Source organism: Actinoplanes sp. CA-015351 (assembly GCF_050955685.1).
Lineage (GTDB): Bacteria > Actinomycetota > Actinomycetes > Mycobacteriales > Micromonosporaceae > Actinoplanes.
Genome location: NZ_CP192102.1, coordinates 386,274 through 410,712, shown reverse-complemented (window position 1 = coordinate 410,712; position 24,439 = coordinate 386,274). Strand labels below are relative to the sequence as shown.

The window sequence follows — 24,439 nt, the reverse complement described above, 5'->3', positions numbered from 1 at the left end:
GCCTATCGCTGAATCCCCCGGAGAAAAAACGTGTCTGAAATCGCCGGCTCCTCGATCCTTGTCACCGGCTCAACCGGTTCGTTCGGCAAGGCCTTCCTGCAGTACGCGCTGAACAACCTCGACCCGGCTCGCATCGTGGTGTTCTCCCGCGACGAGCTGAAGCAGTACGAGGTCCGCCAGATGTTCGGCGACGACCCGCGCCTGCGGTTCTTCATCGGCGACATCCGTGACCGGGACCGTCTGGCCCGGGCCATGCACGGCATCGACTACGTCGTGCACGCCGCAGCGCTGAAGCAGGTGGACACCGCGGAGTACAACCCCTCCGAGTTCGTCGCCACCAACATCAACGGCACCCAGAACGTGATCGACGCCGCCATCAACGCCGAGGTGAAGAAACTCGTCGCGCTCTCCACCGACAAGGCGTCGAGCCCGATCAACCTGTACGGCGCCACCAAGCTGGCCGCCGACAAGATCGTGATCGCGGGCAACCACTACGCCGCCACCCACCCGACCCGGCTCGCCGTGGTCCGGTACGGCAACGTGATGGGCAGCCGCGGCTCGGTCGTCCCGTTCTTCCGCAAGCTCGCCGCCGAGGGCAAGAGCCTGCCGATCACCGACAAGCGGATGACCCGCTTCTGGATCAGCCTGGACCAGGCGGTGAAGTTCGTCGTCGACTCGTTCGACGTGATGCGCGGTGGCGAGCTCTACGTGCCGCGGATCCCGAGCATGCGCATCCTCGACCTGGTCGAGGCCGTCGCGCCGGACGCGCCCACCCACGAGATGGGCATGCGTCCCGGCGAGAAGCTGCACGAAGAGATGATCGCCGCCGACGACAGCCGTCGCACGCTGCGTTTCGCGGACCGTTACGTGGTCCAGCCGGTCGCCGCGAGCTGGGGTTACGAGTCGCCCGAGGGTGGCGAGCTCGTTCCGGACGGCTTCAACTACCGGTCCGACAACAACGACCTCTGGCTCTCGGTCGACGACATGCGCGCCCTGCTCGCGGAGAACTGATGCTGCCCTACGGACGACAGTCGATCGACGACGCCGATGTCGAGGCGGTCGTCGCGGCCCTGGGCAGCGACTGGCTGACCACCGGCCCGCGCGTCGCCGAGTTCGAGGCCGACCTGGAGAAGGTCGCCGGAGCACCCTGCGTCACGGTCACCAACGGCACCACGGCGCTGCACGCGGCGTACGCGGCGGCCGGTGTGACCAGCGGCGACGAAGTGATCACGACACCGATGACGTTCGTCGCCACGGCGTCCGGCGCGGCCATGCTCGGCGCCAAGGTGATCTTCGCCGACGTCGAGGAGGACACCGCGAACCTCGACCCGGCCGCCGTGGAGGCCGCTCTCACCGAGCGCACCAGGGTGATCGCCGCGGTCGACTACGCCGGCGTCCCGGCCGATTACGACCGGCTGCGCAAGGTCGGCGAGAGCAGCGGCGCGTTGCTTGTCGGCGACGCCGCGCACTCGATCGGATCCACCTACAAGGGGCGCCCGGTCGGCACCCTCGCCGACCTCACCACGTTCTCGTTCTTCCCGACCAAGAACTTCACCACCGGTGAGGGCGGCGCGGTCGCGTCGACCCGGCCGGAGCTGGTCAAACGGCTCCGCGCGTTCCGTACCGTCGGTGTGGTCCGAGACGACCTGCGTTACCCGGACGAGGGTGGCTGGTGGTACGAGGTTCCCGAGTTCGGGCTCAACTACCGCCTGCCGGACGTGCTCTGCGCGCTTGGCAGCGCCCAGTTGCGCCGGCTCGGTGAGTTCAAGGCGCGCCGAGCGCACCTCTCGGCACGGTACGACGAACTGCTCGCCGACGTGCCCGGCCTGCGCCTTCCGGCGCAGCGGCCGGACACCGACCCGATGCGCCACCTCTATCCGGTACGCGTTCAGGACGGCCGCCGCCGCGAGGTGTACGACCGGATGCGCGCCGCCGGCATCGGAGTGCAGGTCAACTACATCCCGGTGTACTGGCACCCGGTCTTCGAGGACCTCGGTTACCGACGGGGCATGTGCCCGGTCGCGGAGGCCTTCTACGCCGAGGAGCTCTCCCTGCCCCTCTTCGCCGACCTCAGCGACGCCGACCAGGACCGTGTGGTCGAAACGCTGCGCGGCATCCTCGGGAGCTAGCGGGTGCACCACGGTAATCACTTCTACGGTCACGCCCACGTGCTCGCCGAGTACTGCGGGCTGGACCCGGCCGATCCACCACGGATCGACGGGTACCTGCAGCACGGCTGGAACGTGGTGGACGGGCTGGGCGCCGGTACGCCGTACGCGCCCGGCCGGCCGATCTTCGTGTGGTCCGAGCGCACCCGGCGCCGGGCCGCCTCGATGGGCCGCCCGCTCGCAACGGTGATCGGCTCGCCTTTCCTGTATCTGCTGGAATCCGCGCCGGAAGATCACGTGGAGCGGGAAGGGACCATCTGGTACCCGTTCCACGGCTGGGAGGGACAGCACGTCGACGGTGACCATCGGCGGCTGATCGACGAGATCGTGGCGACCGAGGACGGGCCGATCACGTTCTGCCTGTACTGGCACGAGTACCAGGACGCCCGGATCCGGGCGTCCTACGAACGGGCCGGCCGGGTGATCTGCCACGGATACCGGGGTTACATGCGGACACAGACCGACACCCGGTTCCTGCACAAGCAGCTGGCCGAGTTGCGCGCGCACCGCCGGGTGGCCTCCAACCGGCTGAGCAGCGCGATCTTCTACGGGGTGGCGGCCGGCTGCGAACCGGCTGTCTACGGCAACCCGATGCGTCTCGCCAAAGAGGACGCGCCGACCGCCGAGCGCATCCGGCGGGAGTGGCCCGAACTGCACGGCGCGCAACCGGCTCCGGCCGCAGCACGGGAGTCGGCGATGGCCGAACTCGGCGACGGCTTCCTGGCCTCACCCGCCGAACTGCGAGCCACCCTGGGCTGGACCACCGCTCCGGGCCGGACCGGCGCCGACCGGAAGCTGGTGCCGGCATGATCCGGATGATCGGCGGCGAGATGCCGGAGTACGCCGAGGAACACCCACCGGCGCGTGGCCTGCTCTATCGGCACCTGACCAGCCGGCTGCCGGCCGGCGCCGAGGTCCTGGTCGCCGGACCGCACGACGTCACGCTGCTCGCAGCCCTCTCCGACGGCCGGAAAGTCACCTGCCTGGTCCGCTCCCAGCCGGACGCCAAGGCCCTCTCCGAACAGGGCTACACCGTTCTCTGCGGCTCGCTCGCCAAGTTGACCGGCGACGACCAGTTCGACGCTGTGGTCGCCCTCGACGGGACCGCCCGGCTCTGCTCCCCCGAAGGCCCGCAACTCGACTGGACCGAATCGGTACGCACCCTGAAACGGGCCCTGCGCCCCGGCGGCACACTGCTGCTGACCGTGGAGAACGAACTTGGCGTGCACCGTCTCGTCGACACCGGAACACCCACCGCACCGGGGACCAGCCAGTGGCGTCCGCTCGGCGAGTTCGGAACGGCACCGGGCCGCGCGGACCGGCTCGCCGCCGCGCTCGGTGCCGAAGGAATGCAGGTCTCCGGTCTTGCCGCCGCTTGGCCGTCGCAGAGCGAACCCACGCTGCTGGTCACCCCGGAGACCCTGCGTTACGGACCACTGGACGCGCTCGCCGCTCTCGCAGCGGCGACGGTCGCGGACGCGTACCAAGAGAAAGCGGTCCTGAGCGACCCGCGCCGCCTGGCCTCCGCTGCAGTTCGTCGCGGACTCGGCGCCGAGCTTGCGCCGGCCTGGATCGCCGTCGCCCAGCTCACCACCCGATCGGCGAACGTCGTCCCGATCCCGCCGGTCAGCCATCTCAGCGGTGGCACGATCGTCGAAGGGTCCGGGCATCTTCTCCCGACCGGACGGCTGCTGGAGGAGTTGCTGCTCACTGCGGCTCTCGGCCACGACCTGCCCGCTCTTCGGCGGCTGCTGACCGGGTGGATGACAGCTGCGCCGGACGCCGACGCCGCGAACGTCCTCGTTGACGGCGAGCGTTACATCCTGCTCGACCCGAACCGTCCGGAACAGCCTGATGCCCTGGCCCGGTTCGCGAACACCCTGTTCACCGGCGGGTACGACCACCCCTGGCCGGCCGTCACCGATGTGGCCCGGCTGCTCGAAGTCCTCGCCGGGGCGGCCGGCGTCTCATCGACGCCCGCCGTAGTCCCTCCTTCGGGCACCGACTCCCGCCGGGAGCGGGAACAGCAGCTGGAAGCGCTGCGCCGGCAGCTCGCCGACGCCGAGGCACGGAGCCGCTTCTTCGAGGTCGAACTCGAGAAGCGGGACGCCGAACTCGGCCGCGCCAAGGTTCAGATCGCCGCGTTCAGCGGCTCGCTCGGCTTCCGCGCCGCCAAAGCCGGTCTCGGCCTCGCGCGCCAAGCCCGGAACTCCCTCCGCAAAGGACGGTCATGACCACCCTCGGCATCATTCAGGCCCGGATGGGCTCCACCCGGCTCCCCGGCAAGGTGCTGCGCCGCCTCGGCGGGCGCAGTGTCCTGGACCGGGTCGTGCACGCGGCCCAGGAGAGCGGCATCCTCGACGACCTGGTCGTCGCGACCACCATCGAACCCGACGACGACGCCGTGGTGGCCGAGTGCGAGCGGATCGGCGTGGCCTGCCACCGCGGGCCGGTCGACGACGTGCTCACCCGGTTCCTCGGTGTGCTCGAGACCCGCTCCCCGGAGACCGTGCTCCGGTTCACCGCGGACTGCCCGCTGCTCGACCCGCACCTGGTCAGGCGGGCCGCCCGGGTCTTCGAGGCGTCCGGCGTCGACTACCTGACCACGTCGATCACGCGTACCCTGCCGCGCGGGCTCGACGTCGAGGTGGTCCGGGCCAGCGTGCTCAAGGAGATCGACAAGCTGGCGTACGACCATCACCGGACGCACGTGACGTCGTACATCTACTCGCACCCGGCGGATTTCGACGTGATCGGGCTGACGGCTCAGCCGGATCTGTCGTACCTGCGGCTCACTCTGGACACCGAGGACGACTGGAAGCTGATCGAATCGGTCATCGACCACTTCGGCGACGAGCCGGTCGCGATCCGCGCCGTGGCCGCCTGGCTCGACGAGCAGCCGGAACTGGCCGCGTTGAACGCGCACGTGCGGCAGAAGGAGCTAGACCAGGCATGACCGACTGCACCGCAGCGAAGCAAGGGCCAGGAGGGCATGCCGAAGGTGGCTCAGCGTGAATATCGGGATTCGGTGTGACGCCGGGCCGCGTACCGGGGTGGGGCATCTCGTCCGGTGTGTGGCCCTTGCCGAGGAGTTGACCGCGCGCGGGGTCGACGTGCACTTCCTCAGTGATCTGGGCGGGGTGGCCTGGGCCGAGTCCCAGCTCGAACAGCGAGGGCTGCCGTGGCATCCGGCGCCTTACGACACCGTCGGGCTGGTCGCGGCGGTCGAGCGGCTGGAGCTGGCGGCTCTGGTCGTGGACTCGTACACGTTGCCGCCTCAGCAGAGCGCCGCGGTGCGGTCGGCCGGGGTTCCGGTGCTGGCCATCGTGGACGGTGACCTGCGGGGACAGTCCGCCGACATCTACGTCGACCAGAACCTCGACGCGGTCCTGCACGACGGGGACGTGCGGCTGGCCGGGCTCGATTACGCGCTGCTCCGCTCGGCTGTTCGCGAGCTTCGGCCTCTTTCGGCACCGGTGCAGGGCTTTACGCGTACCCCAAAGATCTTGGCATTTTTCGGAGGGACCGACGCCTACCGCGCGGCGCCGCAGGTAGCGCGACTGCTCACCGAGACCGCGGTGGGTTTTGACGCGACCGTGATCGCCGCCGACGAGAGCCTGCGCGACGAGTTGCTCGCGGTCGAGGCCGGGCCGGGGCAGCGTTTCGAGATCATCGGACCCACCGACCACCTGCCGAAACTTCTCGTCGGCGCCGACCTGGTGATCAGCGCGAGCGGAACCTCGACGTGGGAACTGCTCTGCCTGGGCCGCGCCGCGGCCCTGATCTGGGTGGTCGACAATCAAATTCAGGGGTACGAGCGGACGGTCGCCCGTGGTTACGCCGCAGGGCTCGGTCGTCTGGGCTCGCTCGGGCCCTCATCCGTCGATGTGCTGCGTGACCTGCTCCTTTCCCCGGAAGCACGCACTGCTGTCGCTGCCCGGGGATGGTCCGCGGTGGATGGCCAGGGCGTCGCGCGGGTGGCGGACGCGCTGCTTTCTAAGGTTCGGTCACCTCGATGACGACCTTGCCCACGACGTGGTTCTCGACCGCCTCGTGAGCCTCGGCGATCTTCTCCAGCGGGAACCGGATGATCGGCAGACCGGCGCCCTCACCAACCGTGAAGGCGCCGTCGGCGACCGCTTCGGAGACGGCCGCGACCGCGTTCTCCTTCTCCTGCGGCGACGTCGTGTAGGTGAGCACGAAATCGAGGCTGACGTTTTTCAGCATCGCCTTGAAACTCGGCACGGTGACCTTGCCGGCCACGTAGATCGCGATGTTGCCGCCCGGGGCGATCACGTCAAGATCGAGGTCGAGGTTGTCGGTGTTCACCTCGACGACGATGTGCGGGCCGGTCTCGCTCAGCTCGCGGATCCGGGCCTTGACGTCCTCTTCCCGATAGTTGATCACCACGTCGGCGCCGGCCGCGATCGCCAGTTCGGCTTTCTCCTTCGAGCTGACCGTGGTGAGCACTGTCGCGCCGGCCCACTTGGCGAGCTGGATCGCCGCGTTGCCGACCGCTCCGGCGCCGCCGGCCACCAGCACGGTCTTGCCGGCGAGCGCGTCCGGGGCGAGCTTCTCCGGGCCGTCGCTCGCCAGGGTCAGGCAGCGGTGCGCGGTGAGCGCCGGGATGCCCAGGGCCGCGCCGATCTCGAACGGCACGTCGTCGTTCATCCGGACGACTTGGTGACGGGGCAGAACCAGGTATTCCTGGGCAGTGCCGTTCTCCCGGCCGTACCCGGCGTCCCACACCCAGACCCGGTCACCCGGCTCCAGATCCACCACGCCGTCACCGAGCGCGTCCACCACACCGGCGCCGTCCTGGTTCGGCACCCGGGGTGGCGAGATGCCGTCCGGCACACCCCGGCCGGCTCTCGTCCCGGTGTCGGTCGGATTCACGGCGGAGAGAACCACGCGGACGCGTACCTCACCAACCCCGACGTGCGGCAGGTCATGATCGACGATCGTCAAAACAGAGGCGGCGGGACCGGGCTGGAGAAAAACGGCAGCACGCATATCCCTCACTCTATTTCGCGGTTTCCCGAACCAGCGCCTCCCTGCACAAGCCTTCGCGTCAGCTCAACGATCGGTAGTCACCCGTTGCCCTCGAATCGCTTGAGGTATTCGTCCAGGTCCAGCTCGCGGGGTGGCTCCGGATTCACCTCGACGAACATGCCGAGGGCCGCTGTCAGGTGGAAGACCAGGCCCACCTCGGCGGAGGACTTGCCCGACTCGAAGGCTGACAACCACCGGCGGCTCACTCCGGCTCGGGTCGCCAGCTCTTCCTGACTGAGTCCCGCCGCCCGGCGCTGCTCACGGAGATAGACCCCGAGGTCACGGGCGTTGGAGATTCTCATCCATGCCTCCTTGTGCACGTACATGCCCATCGTAACTCTTGAGCACGTACGTGCACACGAAGTCAGCTGTGCACGTACGTGCGCGAAATTTGCGGCTCAGTGGTTCGTCGTGGCTGCCGAACATCAGGTGCAAGGTCAATCAGCCGTCCCGGAGGTCCCACCAGTGCCCACCGTGTTGATCACAGATGACGAGGCCGATCACCGGGAGTTGCTCACGCTCGCACTGCACCGCCTCGGGTACGAGGTAGTAGCGGCCGAGAGCGCCGCCGAGGCGTTCGCCATCCTGTGTGGCGGTGGCATCGACGCCGTCCTGACCGACGTGCGGATGCCCGGCGAGTCCGGCGTCGAGCTGTGCCGGTGGATTCGCGCCGATCCGCGTACCGAATCAATCCCGGTCATGATGGTCAGCGCGGACGTGCAACGCACCCAGATCACCGCGGCGCTGCACGCGGGAGCCGACGACTTCCTGGCGAAGCCGTTCAGCCGGGCCGAGCTGACCGCGCGGCTCAGCGACCTGATGCGGCCGTGCGCCAAGCCGGCCATGCGTTCGGCAGCTGCCGCGCGGGCTGCCGTGCTCGCGGCGGCCCGGCAGAGCCTTCCCACGGCACAGCCCGTTTCCCGCAGGCTCCGCCGCATTGCCTGATCAATAACGCCGTAGTGTCACGGCATGTCCTCGGTCCGCTACGGCACCCCGGCAGGCCGCTGGGTACTGCTCGCCATGGTTCTCGGTTCGAGCATGGCGTTCGTCGACTCGACGATCGTCAACCTCGCCCTTCCCACGATCGCCGAAAACCTCGGCGCAAGCGCCTCCGGTCTGCAATGGACGATCAATGGGTACGCCTTGTCGCTGGCATCCCTGATCCTGCTGGGCGGATCCCTTGGTGACCGCTTCGGCCGACGCCGGACATTCCAGGCAGGTGTCGCCTGGTTCGCGGTGGCTTCGCTGCTCTGCGGCGTCGCGCCGAACGTAGAGCTGCTGATCGCCGCCCGGGTGCTCCAGGGCATCGGCGGAGCGCTGCTCACCCCCGGTGCCCTCGCCATCCTCCAGGCCTCGTTCGTCGCGCAGGACCGCGCCCGCGCCATCGGCGCCTGGTCCGGGCTGGGCGGCATCGGTGGCGCGCTCGGCCCGCTGCTCGGCGGCTGGCTGCTGGAGCTCGGCAGCTGGCGGGTCCTCTTCCTGATCAACGTGCCGGTCGCCGCGCTGGTTCTCTGGGTCACCGCACGGCACGTCCCCGAGTCCCGTGATGAGAGTGCGTCCCGTCACATCGACGTTGCCGGCGTTCTCCTCGCCGCGATCGGTCTCGGCGGCCTGACCTACGGATTCACCGCCTGGCCGGAGCACGGTCCCGGCGCGCCCGTCGTGATCCTGTCGCTCGCCGCCGGTGTTCTGGGGCTGATTGCATTCGTCCTGGTCGAACGCCGCGAGAAGGATCCGATGCTGCCGATCCGGATCTTCCAGAACCGGGCGTTCAGCGGCGCGAACCTGGTGACCTTCCTGGTCTACACCGCCAACGGCGGCGTGTTCTTCCTGTTCGTGCTGAACCTCCAGGTGGTCGCGGACTTCCCGGCTATCGCCGCGGGGCTCGCGCTGCTGCCGCTGACCCTGTTGCTGCTGGTGCTGTCGGCGCCGGCCGGCACGCTCGGTCAGCGCATCGGCCCGCGTATCCCGATGACCGCGGGCCCGCTGATCTGTGCCGGTGCGCTGGTGCTGATGTCCTCGATCGGCCCGGGCGCGTCGTACCTGACCGATGTCCTGCCGGCCGTGGTGATCTTCGGACTTGGGCTGGCGCTGCTGGTGGCGCCACTGACCGCGACCGCGCTGAGTGCCCTCGACGACGCGTACGCAGGTATCGCCTCGGGCGTGAACAACGCGGTGGCCCGGTCCGCCGGTCTGCTGGCCGTGGCGATTCTTCCGCTGGTGGGCGGGCTCGGCGCTGGATCGCTCACCGACTCGGTGGCGCTGCAGCCGGTGTACCACGACGCGATGCTGATCTGCGCCGCGCTGATGGCCGCCGGCGCGGCGGTGGCGTTCCTGGCTATCCCCGGACGGGTGCCGGAAAGCCGGACGCCGGCCCGCAATTTCTGCGACCCGGCGTCTCCACCCGTTCATCGGTGACCTGATCAGGTCACCGACGCGGTACCGATCAGCTTGCCATCCTTGTCGGTGATCAGGATGGCCTCGACGTCGTTCACCGGCACCGAGCTGGCGCCGACCACCTTCGCGTTGCCGTCCGGCGTATCACCCCAGACGGCCGCCTGTTCGGTCGCGCCGGCCTTGGTCCGCACCAGGCAGAGGAAGGGCGCCTGACCCTTCATCCGGCTCACGTCCAACGCCACCGAGACACCCCAGACCTTTGGGGTGATCACCGCTGAGCCGGTCAGACTGCTGCCGGGCGCTGCCTCGAAGCGGGAGCTGACGAGTTCCACGCTCGGCAGGGCTTCCGGCGTACCGGGTTGCACCCGGCCGTTCGTGAAGATCCCGTACCCGATCGCCGCGGCCGCGATCATCACGACCGCCGCAGCGGCCAGCCAGCGCACCCGGTTGACCCGGACTTCCTTGTGTTTCTCGGCCCGCATCCGGCTGAGCAGGCCCTCGATGTTCTGCGAGCTCGGCCGCGCAGCCGGACTGACCGCGAGCGGCGCGCCACTGCTCAGGTGCCGCGCGTCCGGCAGGTGCTGCAACATCTCGGGCACGGGCGCCAGCCGGTCCAGTTCAGCCCGGCAGTCCGCGCAGTCCCTCAAATGCTCGTCGAGACGATCGGTGTCGGCCTCGTCGAGGCCACCGAGGAGGTATCCACCGAGCAGCCTGTGCAAGCTGCCATGCTCGTCTAGGTCGCTCATCGCAACATCCCCATCTCCTCGAAGACGGTGCGCAGCGCCCGTACCGCGTAGTACGCGCGCGATTTGACCGTGCCCTCGGGCACCGAGAGTTTTCGAGAGGCGTCGGCCACGCTCTGCCCCTCGTAATACATCGCCTGGATGACTGCCTTGTGTTCCGGCGAGAGACGCTCAAGCGCCTCCGCCACCAGCCAGCCTTCCACCATTTGATCTACATTGTCCGCCGACGGCACCGAATTGACCGCGTTCTCGTCAGCGACCAGACGCGGCCGGCGCTGTTCCGCACGCCACGCGTTGGTCACCACGTTACGAGCAATAGTCAGCAGGTACGACCTGGTCCGGCCCGGTTCCGGGTCCAGATGATCGATGTGCTTCCACGCCCGCAGGAGAGTCTCCTGCACCAGGTCCTCCGCTTTGTGCCGGTCCGATACGTAACGGGACACAAAGTTGATCAGGACTGCGTAGTGCTCGGTGTAGAGCGCGGTCATCAGCTGCTCGTCGGGGTTCACCCGTCGCTTCATCGGCGCCAGCTCCCCTCGGGTTCCGCCCGGCCACCCGGATGTACATCCTGGCACGCGGACCGGTTCACCGGCTGCCCTGACAAATGATGCCCGGTCCTCTTGCGAGGGACCGGGCATCAATGAGGTTCGTCGATCAACAGACCCCGGGGCCGCCGTAACGGAAGGTCCGCAGGCTCAGTTTGGACACCGCGTAAACGTCGCTCGTGGCGCGGATGTTCATCTCCGGCTTGGGCCCGTTCAGGTACGACACGCTGCTGATCCGTGACGACTCGGTGTCATCGGCAGGCCTGCCGTTGCCCATCGCGGTGCACGGCGTCGGGGTAGCCGCAGCGACCTCGCCGAAGACCTGGACGAGACCCGTCTTGGTGAACTTGTCACCCCAGATCTTGCTCGGGAAGTACCCCACCCATTCGCTGTCGAACGCGATCCACCAGGCGTCGTTGAAGTACTGGATGCCGAAGCGTGCGGTCTTGTCCTGCGCCAGCACGTCGCCGGGGGCGATGTTGCTGCTGTACTGCACGAAGCCGCACGTGTTGTAGCAGGTCGAGGTCTTGTCGACCCAGTGGTAGACGAACAGGTGGGGATCGTCGTCGCCGTTCACCGTGCGGTCGACGGTCCAGCCGACCTCGACGATCTGGGCGCCGTCACCGGACTGCACGGCCAGCTCGGCGAGCGAGTGGTAATCACTCTTGTCCAGCGTGGGCTTGCTGATGGTCAAAGTCGCGTACGCCCCGTCGGAGACGGCCGCCTGCGAACCGACGCTGTAGAGGTAGTTGACCGTCGGCTTGGTCACCGGCGCGCTTGTCGGCGAGGTCGCCGGCGGCTCCGGCGGAACGACATTGGTCCGCTCCGACTTCACGAAGGTGTTGCGCGAGGTCCGGCCTTTCGGCGCGTGCTCCTCGGCCTGCTCCTCGGACTCCTCGTCGGGCTCGGCCGCGATCAGGCCGGCCGCCTTCAGCGATTTGCTGCTGGCACCGTCCCGCCCGGTCCTGATGGCGCGCGGGCGCTCACCCCAGGGCAGCTGGGTCGGCGGCTTCAGCGCCGGCGCCTCGGTAGTGTCCGCGGTGGCCTCCGCACTGGCCGAATCGGCGGGCGCCGCCGCGGTTTCCACCGCGTCGGGGATCTGCTCCGCTCCGGCGTTCAGCGTCGACACGACACCGATCGTGCTGATCACAGCTGCGGTGAGACCGGCCGCGAGCAGACCGCGGCGTGACTTCAACACGTGTCCGTCCTCGTAAATCGGGGGCAAGAAGGCCTGGTGGGGCAGGTTCTCCAGGAACCACCTCGCGGCGGCGCAGCTCACCATATAGCTATCTCGATACGGCCAACATGGCCCTGAGCAGCAATTCCACCGTTACGTCGGACGGGGTAGGCCGTTCTGGTGACAGAACGCCCAGAACTCTCAACACAGTGTATCGGGAACGTTGCGGAACGAAGTTTTTCGCACCAGATCGAGAAAGAGGCAAAGAACACTAAGCCTCTTTCGGATCACGCTTCGGCCTTATCCGGAGCAACTCCGCGAGTCCGAAGACACAGACACTGATCTTGTGGTAAAACCTATCAGGTCTATAGAGTATGTATGGCAAGGAGGAGCCCATGACCGTCACCGGTGTCCGTCACGACCATCTCGCCATCGCCCAGCGATACGCCGCCGAGGCCGATCGGTGGCCCGTCACGCCCCGATTCGACCCGCTCGAGCGCTGGTACCACCGCCTCGCCGTCACCGACGACTACGAGGTGTGGCTGCTCACCTGGCTGCCGGGGCAGGGCACCGAGATTCACGACCACGGCGGGTCGGCCGGCGCGTTCCATGTCTTCAGCGGCACTCTGAACGAGGAGACCGTCGCCGCCCGGAACGGCGCTCCGCGAGTCATCACCCGTGAGCTCGGCGATGGCGCGGGCCGGCGGTTCGGCGAGCACCACGTGCACCGGATGACCAACCGCTCGACGCAGCCGGCGATCAGCGTGCACGTGTACGGCCCGGCGCTCACCACGATGACCAAGTACCGGCTCAGCCCGGCCGGCCTCGAGGTGCTGACCGTCGAGCGTGCGGGCTTGGAGTGGTGACGGCGACCCCGCCGCCCGGTTCCAAGGGCATCGACGAGATCTTGGCGGAAGCGCGTACCCGATTGAATCGGTTGGACGCGGCGCGCACCGCGGCAGCGATCCGCGACGGCGCGATCCTGGTGGACATCCGCCCGGCCGCGCAGCGCGCCGAGCACGGCGAGATTCCGGGCGCGCTGATCATCGAGCGCAACGTCCTGGAGTGGCGTCTCGACCCGAGGTCGGACGCACGCCTGCCGTTCGCGAACAGCTACGACCTGGCCGTCGTGATCACCTGCCAGGAGGGTTACACCAGCAGCCTGGCGGCGGCGTCACTGCAGGACCTGGGGCTGCACCGGGCAACCGACCTGGACGGCGGATTCGCCGCCTGGCAGGCCGCCGGGCTGCCCACGACTCACTTCGGGTAAACGACTCCGGACCGCCCGCTGTACAGGTGCCTGGTGCCGTCCCAGTCGTAACCGGTGTTCGGCGCGTCCAGCCAGACGATGTACGCGGCACCCGGCGTGAGCCCGGTGATCGTGGTACTGACCGCGCAACTGGTACCGGCCGCCGCGGTGCCCGCCGCCACGGTCTTCCACGCCGGCTCCGGCTGCGGTCCGCTGACCAGCTCCTGCGACACGGCCGCGACCCGGTAATCGGAGTCGTACTGCGTCGGCCACTCCACCTTGAGCGAACCCGCGCCAGGCGTGACCTCGACCGGGATGAACACCGGGTCGGTACGCGGCCAGGCCTTCGTGCAGCTCGGATCGGGCGTCGGAGTGGAGACCGACGGCTCAGGCGTCGCGGAGGCCTTGCCCCTCGACGGGGTCGGGCTCGGCGTCGCCGCGCCCTGGTCCATGCGCATCCACGAGTCCCCGCTCTTGTCCTCCACCGCCGTCGCCGATCCGGAGTCACCGAAACCGAACGCGGCACAGCCACCGAGCATCAGCGGCAGCGTGGTCAGAGCCAACGTGATCTTGATTTTGCGCATCCATCCCCCAGGTCGATGTCCCCTATTGATCGACCCGGACCGCGGCGGCCTTAGGCGTAATCGGCGCGTTCAGGTTCCAGCCGCCGGCCAGAAGGCCGTCGACGGCGAGAACCGCGGTGCGCAGGCGCTGCGCATAGCTCCCGGCCAATGAGATGTACGCGACACCGCGGCTCGCAAGCTCGGTGCGGAACCGCTCGGTCATCCAGTGCCGCAGGTGCTCCCCGTCACGCAGCCCGTCGTCATCGAACGGCACCCCGTCGGCCTCGGTGAGCAGGTAGAGGTCCGGTTCACGGATCAGCGCCCGGACGGCCGGTGAGGCATTGCCCAGATAGCGCTCCTCCCAGATCGTGGTGGCGAACGCGTCGGTGTCGCCGAAGAGCACCGGCGAGCCGGAGCGGGCCGCCGCGTCCTCGGCCGCGTTCTGCGTCGCCGCGACGGTCCGGAAGTCGTCCCGGTCCCAGGTCACGTCGAAGACGGTGGCGGCCGGCCGGGCCAGTCGCAGCTTCCGCAACTTGATCTCGGTGAGCTCCCGGCCGTACTCCGGGACCCAGCGGGTGTCCGACCAGACGCCGCCCCGCGTCCGGTAGTGCCGGGCCAGCGCCCGGGCCATCGTGGTGGTGCCGGACGACTCGGCGCCGACCACGATCACCCGACGGGCCAGCCAGCCGCGTACGCCGGGGCCGATCCGGTCCCAGTGGGCGATCGGATCCTCCCGGATCGCCGTTCCGGAGACCGGCACCAGGACACGCTCCGGGTCTACCAGCACCGCCTCGGCGTGGAATCGCCGGGCCAGCTCGGTTCCGTACTCCTCGGAGGAGAAGACCGCGTCGACCCGGTCGGTGCCGGCCGCCGCCCGGAAGACCGCCATGTGCAGCTCCCACACCGCCGGATCGGCATAATCGATCGGATGGTCGTCGTGGACGCCGGCGAACCGGACGGCCGGTCCGTGCGCCGCGCGCAGCCAGTCAAGCCGCAGCGCCAGCGGGATGCTCTCGCCGGACGACGGCGCGACCACCACGGTCACCCGGTCGCAGACCGCCGCGGCAGCCTCGATGAGCGCGTGGTGACCGGTGTGCGGCGGGTAGAACTTGCCGACGATCAGGCCGTGCCGATATCTCATGCCGGCACCCGCACCGACGCGGACCGCCAGGACCGCAGGCCCAGCACACAGAGGATGAGAAACGCCACGTACAGGATCGCGGTCAGCCACAGACCCTTGTATCCGTAGAGCGGGATGTAGATCAGGTCGGCGGCGATCCAGATCCACCAGCTCTCCACCAGCTTGCGCGTCTGCCCGTACGTCGCCAGCAGTGAGAGCGCCGTGGTGAGCGCATCCGCGAGCGGCACCGTCGACCCGGTCAGCCGGTCCAGGAAGAGCCAGAGGCCACCGGTCAGAACCACGCCGGCCAGAGCCAGCCCGAGCCATTCGGCGCGGGTGGTGCCCCGGACCACCAGCCGGGTCCGGTCGGCGCCGCCGTAAAGCCACGCCCACCAGCCGTAGAAGCCGAGGATCACGTAGACGATCTGGAGGCCCGCGTCGGCGTAGAGGCCAACGCTCCAGAAGACCACCATCAGCAGCAGGACGTTGAGGATGCCGAGAGGCCAGTTGAGGATGTGCCGGCGTACCAGCAGGCCGACGTTTACCAGCCCGGTGAGGAAGCCGAGCACCTCAGCCCAGGAGGTCGGCACACCGAACGTCGCCACCGCTGGGCTGTTCAACCAATCGATCATGGTGACAGCATCCCCGGCGGGACCTCAGACCGGAAGCAGGCGGTGGCCGGCCATCTCCAGCTCGCCGTCGTAGACGACCACTGCCGTGTTCAGCCCGGAGTCGTCGTGCAGCACCACCTCGGCGCCCTGGATGTCGTACGTCCCACGGGCCGACTTACGGCGACCGGCGACCTCACCGGCGAACGTGCCATCGGTGTGCAGCCGCAGCTGGACGACCCCGTCCGGGCTGCGCCAGGCGCCGACCACCGCGGCGCCCGTCACCACCTTCGGTCCGGTTCCGTTCGAGTGCGCCGTCAGGTCGGCGTGGCCGCCCATGGCGATGGCCAGCAGGGCGGCGGCGTCGAGCACGGTGAAGTCGACATAGGGCTCGCAGGGGGTGGTCATCGTCTCGCTTCCGGGCGTCGGTCGGGGTCAGCCCCTTCGTTCGGCCGTCGGCGGGCAATCGCCAGCAATTCATCGGTTGCGAGCCGGTGAGTTATGGGCGCGCCTGAGTTACGGGCGCGCCTGAGTTACTGGTGCGCCGCCTTGAGAGCTCCGGTGACCGCCGCGGCCAGCTGCTCCAGGTACTCGTCGCCGATCGGGTCCCGGGAGATCGCGAGCCGCCAGTACAGCGGGCCGAGCATCAGGTCGACAGCGAGCTTCGGGTCGGTGCCCTCGGGCAGCTCGCCCCGGGTGACCGCCTGGCCGACCAGTTTCTCGGCGAGCGCCTGCTGCTGGGTGCGCAGCGCACCCTGCAGGGTCTCGGCGATCTGCGGGTTGCGAGCCGCCTCGGCCATCAGATCGGGGATGATCTGCGACGCGATCCGGTGCTGCAGCGCCTTGCTCACGATGAACATGAGCAGCTGCAGGTCGCCGGCGAAACTCCCGGTGTCCGGGAGTGGCACCTTACGCTCGGCGATGTCCGAGACGATCTCCATGACCATCTCGAGTTTGTTGCTCCATCGCCGGTAGATCGCGGTCTTGCCGACCCCCGCTCGGCGGGCCACCGCCTCGATGGACAATCGGCCGTAACCGACTTCCGCCAACTCGTTCATGACCGCGTTGCGGATCGCCACGGTGATGTCGCCTCGGAGCACCGCCGCTCCGGCAGGTGCGCGCTTTGTTGTCGCCACAGAGTCACTATAACGCTACGACGTAACGGTTGCGTTCCGCCGTTTGGTCAGCTACCTTCAGAGCCACGTCGATACGAACCCGTTCCAACGGAAGCGGCGAGCGCCTGTCATGCTTGCTAGCTGTGTCCTCGCAGCAGCAACAGGAGCCCTCCGCCTCCGCCGGGCCGACTAGATCGGAGCACCACCCCATGCCAGAGACGGCGGTCGCCGAGACCGGCGCCGAGCTCTCGCCCAAGGAGCTCGCCCGGCGGCACGGTCTGACAGCGTCCGGGCGGCTTCCCAGCCTCCCTGAGTACACGCGTCAGCTGTTGTCGTACCGGCACTTCATCCAGTCGCACGCCAGCGCCAAGATGAGTTCTTCGCTGGGCAGCACGAAGCTCGGCACGGTGTGGCAGGTCCTCACGCCGATCATCAACGCCGCGGTGTACTACCTGATCTTCGGTGTGATCATCGGGACCAGCAGGGGCATCGAGAACTTCCCGGCGTACCTTTGCATCGGCGTTTTCGTCTTCCAGTTCTCCCAGTCGATCGTGCAGTCCGGGATCAACGCGATCACCGGCAACCTGGGCCTGATCAGGGCGCTGCACTTCCCCCGGGCGAGCCTGCCGCTCTCGGCCGCGCTGGTCGAGATCCGCAACTTCATGGTCGCCCTGATCGTCCTGATGGGCATCGTCCTGATCACCGGTGAGCCGATCACCACGCAGTGGCTCCTGCTGCTGCCGCTGCTCGCTCTCCAGTCGTTCTTCAACACCGGCCTGGCCATGTTCATGGCTCGCTACGGCTCGAAGAATCGGGACATCAAGCAGCTGATCCCGTTCATCATGCGGTTCTGGATGTACGGGTCCGCGGTTCTCTACCCGGTCACCCTGTTCGAGGACAAGCTGGACGGCTGGCAGCTCGCGCTTGTCGAGGCGAACCCTCTGCTGATCTTCATCGAGCTGTACCGCCACGCGCTGCTGGAGAACGTCACGCTCGCCGGATCGCCGACCGTGCTGTGGATCGAGGCGCTGGCCTGGAGCCTGATCGTCGGCATCGGTGGTTACGTGTACTTCTGGCGCGGAGAGAAGGGCTACGGCCGTGGCTGACAACGAGAACACCCCGACCGTCATCGCGGACAACGCCCACATCATCTACAAGGTGCACAGCTCGGCCTCGCCGGGCAGCGGCAGCCCGCTCGCCAGCTTCAAACGCCTGGTCACCAACGACAAGGCGGCGAACATCAAAGAGGTGCACGCCGTCAAGGGTGTGAGCTTCACGGCGTACAAGGGTGAGGCCATCGGGCTGATCGGCAGCAACGGGTCGGGCAAGTCGACCCTGCTGCGGGCGGTCGCCGGGCTGCTGCCGGTCTCCAAGGGCGCGATCTACGCGGCCGGCCAGCCGTCACTGCTCGGTGTGAACGCGGCCCTGATGAACGAACTGCCCGGCGAGCGCAACGTCGAGCTGGGCTGCCTCGCGATGGGCATGTCGCCGGCCGAGGTGAAGGCGAAGAAGGACGAGATCATCGAGTTCTCCGGCATCAACGAGCGCGGCGACTTCTCGTCGTACCCGATGCGGACGTACTCCTCCGGCATGGCCGCCCGGCTGAAGTTCTCGATCGCCGCGGCGAAGAAGCACGACGTGCTGCTGATCGACGAGGCGCTGGCCACCGGTGACGCCAAGTTCCGTCGCCGCAGCGAGGCTCGGGTGCGTGAGCTGCGTGCCGAGGCCGGCACGGTCTTCCTGGTCAGCCACAGCGAGCAGTCGATCCGGGACACCTGCGACCGGTGCATCTGGCTGGAGTCGGGCGAGATCCGGGCCGACGGGCCCACCGACGAGGTGATGCGGGAGTACGAGGCCTACATGCGTAAGTAGCGCCTCGCACTCCCCAGGAGAACAGCCGCCGGCAGGATCAGCGGACCGAGAGATGCACGTGGTTGGTGTGGTCGCTGGACGGGTCGCCACCCGCCCCGCTGTACGACTTCCAGCCACTGCTCGGTAGCCAGATCCGGCGGTACCAGATCACGTACAGGACGTCGAGTGCGTCCGCGTTGTTGATGAAGTAGTTCGCCAGGTTGTTGCCGTACGTCTTGCTGGCGCCTGTCGCGTCGCCGCCGAAACCGTTCTTGTCGGCGGCGAAGTCGCAGGCCCGGCCCTTGGGATGCTCACCGCTGTTCTGCTCGCGGAAGCAATGCACGTACCGCTTGAAGCCGTCGCTCTGCGCCTGCTTGAGCGCGTGCAGGGTGCGCGGGGTCAGACAGCCGCCACTGGTCGGGTCGGGCTCACTGCAACCGGAGCCCGAGCCGCTCGGCGCCGGATCCGCCTTGGCGCTGCCGCCGCCGTCGCTCGACGAGGACGCGTCAGCGCCCTGGTTCGCCTTCTTGAGCGCCGTCTCGACCTGCAGCTTCTTCTTCGCCATCACATTGACCTGCTTCTGCTGGTCCTTGACGGTGGCGTCGATGGCGAGCTTGGCCTTGCGCTGACCGTCCAGCGTGGCCTTGAGATCCTCGATGGCGTCGTTCTGATCGGCCGCGACGGACGCCAGGGTCTCGGCACGGTCGATGAAGCTGCCCGTGTCGCTCGCGGTGATCAGAGCGGACATCCCACCGAGCCGGCCGGACGTGTACGCCTGCGACGCGATCTCGTCGAGCGCCGCCTGTTTCGGCCCGACCTCGGCGTCCAGCTTCTTCAGCGTGGCCGTCAGCTCGGTCTGCTTCTTCTTGGAGGTCTTCAGCTTCGCCTTGGCCTCGACGTAACCCCTGGAGGCGTCCTCCAGTTGTTCGACGAGTGACTTGGAGCCGCCCTCACCGTCGTCACCGTTGTCACCGGGAGCGGCGGTGGCCGGTGACGCCACTATCGCCATCCCGCACACAGCGAGCAGCAGCGCCATGACAGCCGCTAATCGCCGCGCAGTCTTTCGCTGCACAGGTTATTCCTTCCGTCGGCCGCCGACCGAGTTAGCTGACGGGTTCGGGACGAAGGAAATCCCTACCGCGGTTGCGGATTCACCCCGAGGAAATATGGTTCCCCGGCTCGCCGTGGGTGGCGATTAGGCGGCGGTCCCCGGGTGGGAACCGGAACCGACCATACCCACTCAATCGACAGATCGACAGTTCTCGTACGTTCCGCGATTGCGTGGCCACGTGAGGTGATTTGGTTACAGAAAGTCGTTGGCCGGTAACAGTTTTGCCGGTTCCGCGGTCCTGATACCGCGCCATTCCTCAGGTAAACTCGTCGCCGGTCCTGCCAGGACGGCACCGCCCCCGAGGAGCCGGCAGGCCGCCGCCTAATCACCGTGAGGTGAGCCGGGGAACCAAGTCAGTGGGGTGAATCCGCCTTCGGGCGGTAGGGATCTCTTCCGTCCCGAACCCGTCAGCTAACTCGGTCGGCGGTGACAAGGAAGGAACTGTTGATGATCGGAAGTCCCCGCCGGTGGCTGACACTTGCCCTGGCACCACTGGTGGCCACGGCATTGTTCGTGGCGCCGGTGACCCCTGCCTCGGCGGAGCCGAGCGGTTCGTCCGCCACCGCTGAGGAGGACGACGAGGACGCCCTGCTCTCAGACGTCATCGAGGCCGCCAACCGGCGATTCGTCACGGCCAAGGCAGCTGTGACGAAATCCACGAAGGCGCAGGCGAAGCTCAACGTCGAGATCAAAGCCGCCGAGACCCGGCGCGACCAGTTGATCCCCGAGGTCAACTCGATCGCCCGCGAGCAGTACGTGACCGGCAACCTGAGCGCGGTCGGCTTCCTTCTCGGCGCCAACTCGTCGAATGACTTCCTGAAGAAGGCGATCTCCCTGGAGGAGATCAACAAGCTGCACGACGAGAAGCTGCACGAGCTCAACCAGGCGATCGAAACGGTCACCGAGAGCAAGGCGAAACTCGATGCCGAGGTCAAGGCACAGAAGCAGAACTCGGCGCTGATGAAAAAGCAGCGCGACTCGGCGGAGAAAGCTCTGAAGCTGGTCGGTGGCGACGCGCTCACCGACGGTTTCGTGGTGGCGAAATCCCCTGTCGCCTCGGCCGCGCCGCGCAACTCCAGCGGCGGCTTCTCCGCGGAGGGCTGCACCGAGAACGACCCGACGACAAACGGCTGCATCACCAAGCGCACGCTGCATATGTACAAAGAGACGAAGAAAGCCGGATTCGACCTCTTCGTCGGTTGTCACCGTGACGGCGGGCCCTTCGAGCACCCCAAGGGCCGGGCCTGCGACTGGTCGCTGCAGAAGAGCGGCTTCTCCTCGGCGCACAACGACAAGATGATGAAGTACGGCAACGACCTGATGGCGTTCCTGGTGCGTAACGCCGACAAGCTCGGGATCTACTACGTCATCTGGTACAAGAAGATCTGGTTCCCGGCGTCCGGCTGGAAGGCCTACCACGGCGTCAGCGACCACACCGACCACGTGCACGTGTCGATGCTCTAGACAGTGATGGAAAAGCCCCCGTCCGAAAGGACGGGGGCTTTTCGCTGCCGGAAATCAGTGCACGGCGCGCCGGACCGGAGCCCGCCCGTGCGGCTGGTACGGCGCCGGGCCGACCGTGACCGCCGGCGGGATCGGCATGGTCACCGGCCGCACCTGGGTCACCTCCAGCTCCTTGCCGTGGTGGACCAGGGTGAGCCGGGCCGAGCCGCCGCCGTTGCGCAGCGAGTACGTGACCTCGTCAGCGGTCACCGCCACCCGCAGCCGCAGGCCGCGCCAGAGCAGCGAGAACTCCAGGTTGTTGATCCGGCTGGGCAGGCGCGGCGCGAAGCTCAGCTGCCCGTTGAAGTCCCGCATGCCGCCGAGACCGGCGACCAGCGACATCCAGGTGCCGGCAAGCGACGCCACGTGCACGCCGTCCCGGGCGTTCTGGTGCAGGTCATGCAGGTCCATCAGGGCGGCCTCGCCCAGATAGTCGTGAGCCAGCTCCAGGTGGCCGGTCTCGGCCGCCAGCACCGCCTGGACGCAGGCGGACAGCGACGAGTCCCGGACGGTCCGCGCGTCGTAGTAGGCGAAGTTACGCGACTTCTCCTCCGGGGTGAACGCGTCCCCACGGAGGAACATCGCCATCACCAGGTCGGCCTGCTTGATGACCTGCTTGCGGTACAGGTCGAAGTACGGGAAGTTCAGCAGCAGCGGGTACGCCTCCGGCGGAGTGTTCTCGAAGTCCCACTCCTGCAGCCGGGTGAAGCCCTCGCACTGCTGGTGCACCCCGAGTTCCTTGTCGTACGGGATGTGCACCGCAGCCGCCGCGTCACGCCACGAGGCAGCCTCCTCGTCGTCCACGCCGAACTTGCGGGCCAGGTCCGGATGGCGCTTGCAGGCCTCGACCGCGGTCATCAGGTTCTGCTGCGCCATCAGGTTCGTGTAGATGTTGTCGTTCACCACCGCGGTGTACTCGTCCGGGCCGGTCACACCGTCGATGTGGAAACGACCGTGCCGGTCGTGGTGTCCCAGCGAGCGCCACAGCCGGGCCGTCTCGACCAGCAGCTCCAGGCCGACCTCACGTTCGAAGTCGTAGTCGCCGGTTGCCTGCACGTACCGGCGGACCGCGTCGGCGATGTCGGCGGCGATGTGGAAGCCCGCAGTGCCGGCCGGCCAGTAACCGGAGCACTCCTGGCCGCGGATCGTCCGCCACGGGAACGCCGCGCCCTGCAGCCCGAGCGTCTGAGCGCGCTCCCGGGCCAGGTCGAGCGTCGAGTGCCGCCAGCGCAGCACGTCGGCCGCCGCGGACGGCTGGGTGTACGTCAGAGCGGGCAGAACGAACGTCTCAGCGTCCCAGAAGGTGTGGCCGTCGTAACCGGGACCGGTGAGGCCCTTGGAGCCGATCGGGCGCTTCTCAGCGCGCGCGCCGGCCTGCAGGGTGTGGAAGAGCCCGAAGCGGACCGCCTGCTGGACCTCAGGGTCACCCTCGACCTTGACATCCGAGTGGTCCCAGAACGCGTCCAGGTATTCCTGCTGCTGGTGCACCAGGCCTTCCCAGCCGTCCAGGCGAGCGCTTGCGAGGGCCGCACCGACCTGGTCACGCAGCGCGGGCAGCGAACGCATGCTGGACCACCCGTACGCCGCCAGCTTGACCACACGCAGCTTCTGACCAGGCTCCAGCCGGCAGGCGACCGTGGTGCGCAGCCAGTCCGGGTGGCCCTCGGTCGTGATGGCGTGCCGGCCGGGCGTGTCCACCAGGTGCTCCATGGCCGCGGCCATCCGGAGGTCACTGGCCTTGGTGCGGTGCACCAGGATGCCGCCGGTGCGCTGCTCCATCATTTCCTCGGCCTGTAGCGGCCGGTCCAGGACCGCGGCGACGCGCGGGTCCTTGCTCATCGGCGGCAGCTGCTCGTTCGCCACCAGCTCGGACTGCAGGATCAGCCGGGCCGCGCCCTCCAGGGGCTCGACCTCGTAGAGGATCGCGACGACGGCCCGCTGTGTGAACGAGACCAGACGGACAGTGCGGACGCGAACACCCTGGCCAGACGGGGAGACCCACTCCACCACCCGCTCCAGCGTGCCGGCACGCATGTCCAGGCAGCGCTCGTGGGACCGCAGCTCGCCGTAGCGCACGTCGAACGGCTCGTCGTTGACGAGCAGGCGCATCAGCTTGGCGTTGGTGACGTTCACCATCGTCTGGCCGGACTCGGGGAAGCCGTACCCGCCCTCGGCGTGCGGCAGCGGCCGCAGCTCGTAGAACGAGTTGAGATAGCTGCCGGGCAGGCCGTGCGGCTCGCCCTCGTCCAAGTTTCCGCGTATCCCGATGTGTCCGTTGGAGAGCGCGAACACCGACTCGGACTGGGCCAGGAGGTCCAGATCCAGCCGGGTCTCCCGGATGTGCCATGGGTCGACGGGGTAGGCCCGTTCACGGATCACGGTCGTGCCTCTCGGTACTGAGAAGAGGAGATCTTGTTAAGGGGATTACCGCGGGAGGAGCTCGGACAGGTCGGTGACGACCACGTCGGCACCATGTTCAAGCAGCGCCTCGGCCTGGCCCACCCGGTCCACGCCGACGACGTGCCCGAAGCCACCGGCTCGCCCGGCGGCCACACCGGCCTGGGCGTCCTCGAACACCACGCAGGTCTCCGGTGCGGCGTTCAGGAGCTTCGCGGCGTACAGGAACGTGTCCGGTGCCGGCTTGCCGGGCAGGCCCAGCTCGCGGGCGACCACGCCGTCCACCCGGACCTCCAGCAGGTCGGCGATGCCGGCCGCTTCGAGGACGTCCTTGCAGTTGGCGCTCGCCGAGACGACGGCGCGGCGCAGTCCGGCGGCCTTGGCCGCCTTCAGGTACTCCACCGATCCGGGGTAGACCTGCACGGCGCCTTCTTTGATCTTTTGGAGCACGAGCACGTTCTTACGGTTGCCGACGCCGTTCACGGTCTCGGCGTCGACGCCGTCGTCGGGGTCGCCCTCGGGCAGGGTGATGCCGCGGGAGGCGAGGAAGGTACGGACACCGTCGGCACGCTGCCGACCGTCAACATATCGGTGATAATCGACGCCCGAATCGAACGGGACGAACGGCTGGCCATGACGTTTCGACCACGATTCCAAGAACGAGTCGAACGTCTGTTTCCACGCGGCGCCATGCACCAGCGCGGTGTCTGTCAGCACGCCATCAAGATCGAATAGACAAACGGTCACCTGTGAAGGAAGTCCGAGCACGCGCCCAATGTAGCCGGACGGGAAGCGGGACGAGAGCGGAAGGGCCTCTTCACATTTCCATGATGGTTCACA

General features: G+C 68.0%; 26 protein-coding genes and 2 riboswitches. Of the genes, 13 read left to right on the top strand and 13 right to left on the bottom strand.

The annotated features are described in order from the left end of the window. The first annotated feature begins 30 nt into the window (after positions 1-30). The 6 genes from pseB to ACQP2E_RS01830 are packed head-to-tail and all read left to right on the top strand — an operon-like array spanning position 31 to position 6,187. Positions 31-1,011 (top strand): UDP-N-acetylglucosamine 4,6-dehydratase (inverting), encoded by a 981-nt coding sequence (pseB, locus tag ACQP2E_RS01855; protein ID WP_433828158.1) that lies wholly within the window; start codon positions 31-33, stop codon positions 1,009-1,011. Further along, positions 1,011-2,129 (top strand): DegT/DnrJ/EryC1/StrS family aminotransferase, encoded by a 1,119-nt coding sequence (locus ACQP2E_RS01850; protein ID WP_433828157.1) that lies wholly within the window; start codon positions 1,011-1,013, stop codon positions 2,127-2,129. The genes pseB and ACQP2E_RS01850 overlap by 1 nt, the downstream gene beginning before the upstream one ends. A gap of 3 nt (positions 2,130-2,132) precedes the next feature. Then, on the top strand, positions 2,133-2,978 hold the full coding sequence (locus ACQP2E_RS01845) for a hypothetical protein (protein ID WP_433828156.1): 846 nt from the start codon (positions 2,133-2,135) through the stop codon (positions 2,976-2,978). Further along, complete coding sequence (locus ACQP2E_RS01840; RefSeq protein ID WP_433828155.1) at positions 2,975-4,402, top strand: hypothetical protein; 1,428 nt, start codon at positions 2,975-2,977, stop codon at positions 4,400-4,402. The genes ACQP2E_RS01845 and ACQP2E_RS01840 overlap by 4 nt, the downstream gene beginning before the upstream one ends. Next, complete coding sequence (locus ACQP2E_RS01835) at positions 4,399-5,124, top strand: cytidylyltransferase domain-containing protein (protein WP_433828154.1); 726 nt, start codon at positions 4,399-4,401, stop codon at positions 5,122-5,124. The genes ACQP2E_RS01840 and ACQP2E_RS01835 overlap by 4 nt, the downstream gene beginning before the upstream one ends. Before the next feature lie 55 nt (positions 5,125-5,179). Continuing rightward, complete coding sequence (locus ACQP2E_RS01830) at positions 5,180-6,187, top strand: PseG/SpsG family protein (protein ID WP_433828153.1); 1,008 nt, start codon at positions 5,180-5,182, stop codon at positions 6,185-6,187. Here ACQP2E_RS01830 and ACQP2E_RS01825 read toward each other — a convergent pair. Both ACQP2E_RS01825 and ACQP2E_RS01820 read right to left on the bottom strand, forming a co-directional pair. Next, a complete protein-coding gene (locus ACQP2E_RS01825; protein WP_433828152.1) occupies positions 6,165-7,181 on the bottom strand; it encodes an NADPH:quinone reductase in 1,017 nt (338 codons plus the stop codon). The two genes, ACQP2E_RS01830 and ACQP2E_RS01825, sit on opposite strands and share 23 nt — an antisense overlap. 77 nt (positions 7,182-7,258) lie before the next feature. Beyond that, positions 7,259-7,522 carry a helix-turn-helix domain-containing protein gene (locus ACQP2E_RS01820; RefSeq protein ID WP_433828151.1) on the bottom strand — a complete coding sequence of 88 codons (264 nt, stop codon included), beginning with the start codon at positions 7,520-7,522 and terminating at the stop codon, positions 7,259-7,261. A 172-nt stretch (positions 7,523-7,694) separates the two neighbouring features. On the opposite strand from ACQP2E_RS01820, the gene ACQP2E_RS01815 reads away from it, so the two are divergent. Both ACQP2E_RS01815 and ACQP2E_RS01810 read left to right on the top strand, forming a co-directional pair. After that, positions 7,695-8,165 (top strand): response regulator, encoded by a 471-nt coding sequence (locus tag ACQP2E_RS01815; RefSeq protein ID WP_433828150.1) that lies wholly within the window; start codon positions 7,695-7,697, stop codon positions 8,163-8,165. Positions 8,166-8,189: 24 nt separating this feature from the next. Further along, complete coding sequence (locus ACQP2E_RS01810; RefSeq protein WP_433828149.1) at positions 8,190-9,638, top strand: DHA2 family efflux MFS transporter permease subunit; 1,449 nt, start codon at positions 8,190-8,192, stop codon at positions 9,636-9,638. A 5-nt stretch (positions 9,639-9,643) separates the two neighbouring features. On the opposite strand, the gene ACQP2E_RS01805 is transcribed toward ACQP2E_RS01810, so the two are convergent. The 3 genes from ACQP2E_RS01805 to ACQP2E_RS01795 form a co-directional block, all read right to left on the bottom strand. Then, positions 9,644-10,363 carry a zf-HC2 domain-containing protein gene (locus ACQP2E_RS01805; RefSeq protein WP_433828148.1) on the bottom strand — a complete coding sequence of 240 codons (720 nt, stop codon included), beginning with the start codon at positions 10,361-10,363 and terminating at the stop codon, positions 9,644-9,646. Beyond that, entirely contained in the window at positions 10,360-10,881 is a 522-nt protein-coding gene (locus ACQP2E_RS01800; protein WP_111652057.1) for a sigma-70 family RNA polymerase sigma factor, read from the bottom strand. The genes ACQP2E_RS01805 and ACQP2E_RS01800 overlap by 4 nt, the downstream gene beginning before the upstream one ends. Before the next feature lie 133 nt (positions 10,882-11,014). Then, the gene (locus tag ACQP2E_RS01795; RefSeq protein ID WP_433828147.1) at positions 11,015-12,103 is read right to left on the bottom strand and encodes a neprosin family prolyl endopeptidase; all 1,089 of its coding nucleotides are present in this window, start codon (positions 12,101-12,103) and stop codon (positions 11,015-11,017) included. 374 nt (positions 12,104-12,477) lie between these two features. Here ACQP2E_RS01795 and ACQP2E_RS01790 point away from each other — a divergent pair, with 374 nt between their 5' ends. Together ACQP2E_RS01790 and ACQP2E_RS01785 are read left to right on the top strand one after the other, a co-directional pair. Next, the gene (locus tag ACQP2E_RS01790; protein WP_433828146.1) at positions 12,478-12,948 is read left to right on the top strand and encodes a cysteine dioxygenase; all 471 of its coding nucleotides are present in this window, start codon (positions 12,478-12,480) and stop codon (positions 12,946-12,948) included. Then, on the top strand, positions 12,942-13,352 hold the full coding sequence (locus tag ACQP2E_RS01785; protein WP_433828145.1) for a rhodanese-like domain-containing protein: 411 nt from the start codon (positions 12,942-12,944) through the stop codon (positions 13,350-13,352). Before ACQP2E_RS01790 ends, ACQP2E_RS01785 begins: the two co-directional genes overlap by 7 nt. Here the strand turns inward: ACQP2E_RS01785 and ACQP2E_RS01780 are convergent. The 5 genes from ACQP2E_RS01780 to ACQP2E_RS01760 all read right to left on the bottom strand — a co-directional run bounded on the left by ACQP2E_RS01780 (position 13,340) and on the right by ACQP2E_RS01760 (position 16,758). Then, positions 13,340-13,915 carry a hypothetical protein gene (locus ACQP2E_RS01780; RefSeq protein ID WP_433828144.1) on the bottom strand — a complete coding sequence of 192 codons (576 nt, stop codon included), beginning with the start codon at positions 13,913-13,915 and terminating at the stop codon, positions 13,340-13,342. The genes ACQP2E_RS01785 and ACQP2E_RS01780 overlap by 13 nt on opposite strands. 22 nt (positions 13,916-13,937) lie before the next feature. Then, complete coding sequence (locus ACQP2E_RS01775) at positions 13,938-15,035, bottom strand: AAA family ATPase (protein ID WP_433828143.1); 1,098 nt, start codon at positions 15,033-15,035, stop codon at positions 13,938-13,940. Next, positions 15,032-15,646: a nicotinamide riboside transporter PnuC gene (pnuC, locus tag ACQP2E_RS01770; protein ID WP_433828142.1), complete on the bottom strand. Its 615-nt coding sequence runs from the start codon at positions 15,644-15,646 to the stop codon at positions 15,032-15,034. The genes ACQP2E_RS01775 and pnuC overlap by 4 nt, the downstream gene beginning before the upstream one ends. 24 nt (positions 15,647-15,670) lie before the next feature. Continuing rightward, entirely contained in the window at positions 15,671-16,030 is a 360-nt protein-coding gene (locus ACQP2E_RS01765; RefSeq protein ID WP_433828141.1) for an Atu4866 domain-containing protein, read from the bottom strand. Between the two features lie 125 nt (positions 16,031-16,155). After that, on the bottom strand, positions 16,156-16,758 hold the full coding sequence (locus tag ACQP2E_RS01760; protein ID WP_433828140.1) for a TetR/AcrR family transcriptional regulator: 603 nt from the start codon (positions 16,756-16,758) through the stop codon (positions 16,156-16,158). A 188-nt stretch (positions 16,759-16,946) separates the two neighbouring features. On the opposite strand from ACQP2E_RS01760, the gene ACQP2E_RS01755 reads away from it, so the two are divergent. Both ACQP2E_RS01755 and ACQP2E_RS01750 read left to right on the top strand, forming a co-directional pair. After that, complete coding sequence (locus ACQP2E_RS01755; RefSeq protein ID WP_433828139.1) at positions 16,947-17,843, top strand: ABC transporter permease; 897 nt, start codon at positions 16,947-16,949, stop codon at positions 17,841-17,843. Then, complete coding sequence (locus ACQP2E_RS01750) at positions 17,836-18,609, top strand: ABC transporter ATP-binding protein (RefSeq protein WP_433828138.1); 774 nt, start codon at positions 17,836-17,838, stop codon at positions 18,607-18,609. The genes ACQP2E_RS01755 and ACQP2E_RS01750 overlap by 8 nt, the downstream gene beginning before the upstream one ends. A 37-nt stretch (positions 18,610-18,646) precedes the next feature. Here the strand turns inward: ACQP2E_RS01750 and ACQP2E_RS01745 are convergent, their stop codons facing one another. After that, positions 18,647-19,660 (bottom strand): coiled-coil domain-containing protein, encoded by a 1,014-nt coding sequence (locus ACQP2E_RS01745; protein WP_433828137.1) that lies wholly within the window; start codon positions 19,658-19,660, stop codon positions 18,647-18,649. A 4-nt stretch (positions 19,661-19,664) separates the two neighbouring features. Continuing rightward, a riboswitch (cyclic di-AMP (ydaO/yuaA leader) is annotated at positions 19,665-19,800 on the bottom strand. 207 nt (positions 19,801-20,007) lie between these two features. Next, positions 20,008-20,140: riboswitch (cyclic di-AMP (ydaO/yuaA leader) on the top strand. Positions 20,141-20,146: 6 nt separating this feature from the next. On the opposite strand from ACQP2E_RS01745, the gene ACQP2E_RS01740 reads away from it, so the two are divergent. Then, a complete protein-coding gene (locus ACQP2E_RS01740; RefSeq protein WP_433828136.1) occupies positions 20,147-21,163 on the top strand; it encodes a coiled-coil domain-containing protein in 1,017 nt (338 codons plus the stop codon). A 54-nt stretch (positions 21,164-21,217) separates the two neighbouring features. On the opposite strand, the gene ACQP2E_RS01735 is transcribed toward ACQP2E_RS01740, so the two are convergent. Beyond that, complete coding sequence (locus tag ACQP2E_RS01735; RefSeq protein WP_433828135.1) at positions 21,218-23,581, bottom strand: glycoside hydrolase family 65 protein; 2,364 nt, start codon at positions 23,579-23,581, stop codon at positions 21,218-21,220. Between the two features lie 45 nt (positions 23,582-23,626). Then, entirely contained in the window at positions 23,627-24,367 is a 741-nt protein-coding gene (locus ACQP2E_RS01730) for a beta-phosphoglucomutase family hydrolase (protein WP_433828134.1), read from the bottom strand. Between the last annotated feature and the right edge of the window lie 72 nt (positions 24,368-24,439).